Raw genomic sequence first — 2460 nt, 5'->3', positions numbered from 1 at the left:
TTCCGCGTTTAACCGGACGCCCTTTTCCCCAAGCTTTTCTCTACCCCTATTTTTACTCTACCTGTCCGGTTTGCGCTAGTTTTCTCATAGATTCACCTTTCAGCTCTATTCGGTGGCTATTGTGGATCAGCCTATCTAACAGAGCGTCAGCAACAGTGGCATTACCGATCATGTTGTACCACTCCTTAACCGGTAATTGACTGACCATGATCGTGCTGCTCGTTTGGTACCTATCCTCAAGAAGCTCTAGCAGATGGCCGGCATGATCTGGGCTAAGTTTCTCCATTCCCCAGTCATCTAAGATCAGGAGATCTTTTCGGGCTAGCGCCTGTAGCTGCTTTTGGTATGTGCCATCAAGGCGGCCTGAGCTAAGATCGTCTAGTAGTCGGCTGAGGCGGTAATATCGAGCACTATGCAGATGCTCACACGCTTGTCCCGCCAAGGCGCAAGCGAGGTAAGTCTTCCCTGCACCTGTTGGACCTGTGATCAGAACGTTTTGCTTCTTCTGAAGATACTTGCCAGTGAGCAGTTCACTTATTTGTACTCGCCTTAACCCTCGACCTTCTTCGTAGATAATTTGGCTAGCAAGCCCATCTAGCCTGAGCTTTGCCTGTCGTTTAAGTCTGAGGATCTTGGCTTGATCCCTACCTAGTATTTCACTTTCCAACAGCAGAGTGAGCCTCTCCTCGAAGCTCAGTTCAGCATAAGTGGAGGCTTGCTCTCGCTGCTGCTCTAACGCTGTCGCAGCATGACCAAGGCGCAGGACTTTGAGTTGTTCATTGATAGAGTTCATTGTGTGCTCCTAGTGATAACTATTCGGGCCGCGAACATTGCTGTGCTGGATGTCCGGTGTAATTTCTGGTGAGGCCGATAACCGACCCTCCCGGTGATTTTGCAGTAAGTTTCTGATGAACCGCAGGTACGGCTTGTTGACGATGAGGGCATCTTTGCAGGCTTGCTCAAGACGCTGCTCACTATGTTTGGTTGAGAGGTTCAGTAACCCCAGACAGCTACGGATGGCTTGTGCAGGATGGTCTTTAGACTGGAGCAGATGGCTGACGACTTCTCTCGTTGCGGGGCCGATCCTCGCCGCCCAACTCTGTAGCTTCTCCGGCGACCATTTCTGATACTGGTGGTTACTTGGCATATGTTCTGTGTAGGTACTTTGGCCACGCGCCTTTGCGCTTGTTGGGTGTTGAGCAACGCATTGACCTTGATGGTAGATCCGGACAAGTTTACGACTGGCCTCAAGTTGAACATGCTGTCCAACCAACTGGTGTGGGACAGAGTAGTAATGCTGCTTATATTCGATATGGTAGTCCGGCCCCACCTTGGCTTGCTTGAACTCTGTATATAGGAAGCGTTCCGCTGGCAGAGGTCGTAAGGCAGGTTTGTCCAGTGTGTTGAACAGCTCAGTCCGGCTAGCATCCAGCTCTTTCATTCGCCGCTGATTCAATGACTGCATGAGCTCTTTGATAGCCAGGTTCAGTTCTCTGAAGGTATGGAAGACCTCATTCCGCAGCCGCATCATGATCCAACGCTCAACAACAAGAACCGCATTCTCAGCCTTGGCCTTATCTTTGGGTTTGTATGGCCGTGCCGGCATGACTGCGGTTTGATAGTGGTAGGCGAGCTGGCGGTAACTGTCATTAAGCTTCGGCTCATAACGATCTGTTTTGGTGACAGCAGCCTTAAGGTTATCTGGTACCAGCAATGCAGGAACACCACCGAAGTGCTCGAAGGCATTGGCATGTGCCTCTAACCAGTGCTCTAGCCTTTGGCTTTCACAGGCCTCGACGTAGGTGTAGTTTGAAGCGCCCAGTGTTGCTACGAAGATTTGAGCGTTACGAACTTCTCCTGTCTCTGGGTTGATGATCGGGATGGTGGGGCCACAGTAATCGATAAAGAGCTTATCTCCGGCCAGATGGCTCTGGCGCATACTGCGCTTTTGCTTTTTAAGCCAACGACGATAGTGCTCACAGTACTGACTGTATCGATAAGCACGTTCTTGATGCTCAGCGACATATTCTTCCCATAACAACTGCTTAGTCATTGGGGGACGGCGTAGTTCTTTGTGGATATAGCTAAAGCTTGGCATCACCTTGCTGAGGCATGTGGTTTTAGCACGATAGAGCACTTGAGCAAGTTGAGCTTCTGAGTGGTTGTCTGGCAACGGCCAACCAACGCCATAGTGCTCAAAGCGAGTGAGGATCTCGGAGATCGTTGAGCGGCTTACTTTAGTACAGGAAGCGATTTTTCTGAGTGATAGGTGACACTCGTATTTGAGGCGCAATACCTCTTTGATTTTGTCCATAGACGTTCTCTTTTTCGGCATTCTCACTTCCTTGCTGCGTTAAAATCGACAACAAAGATTGTGAGGCATTGATTTAAAAGAGAAAAGATTGGAGTTCCGGAGTATCCGGACAGGGTTTCCGCTAAACCGGACAGTGATTCCGGAGT

At 49.9% G+C, this 2460-nt stretch carries 2 protein-coding genes; both read right to left on the bottom strand.

Going from position 1 to position 2460, the window contains the following annotated elements:
* Positions 1 to 52: 52 nt before the first annotated feature.
* Entirely contained in the window at positions 53 to 793 is a 741-nt protein-coding gene (istB, locus tag NHN17_RS25560; protein WP_255045485.1) for an IS21-like element helper ATPase IstB, read from the bottom strand.
* Positions 794 to 802: 9 nt separating this feature from the next.
* Positions 803 to 2335, bottom strand: a complete 1533-nt coding sequence (gene istA / locus NHN17_RS25555) for an IS21 family transposase (RefSeq protein WP_255045484.1) — start codon at positions 2333 to 2335, stop codon at positions 803 to 805.
* Between the last annotated feature and the right edge of the window lie 125 nt (positions 2336 to 2460).

This window comes from Photobacterium pectinilyticum (assembly GCF_024357955.1).
Classification (GTDB): domain Bacteria; phylum Pseudomonadota; class Gammaproteobacteria; order Enterobacterales; family Vibrionaceae; genus Photobacterium; species Photobacterium pectinilyticum.
The sequence above is the reverse complement of the archived record's forward strand: the minus strand, read 5'-3'. Positions and strand labels throughout refer to the sequence as shown.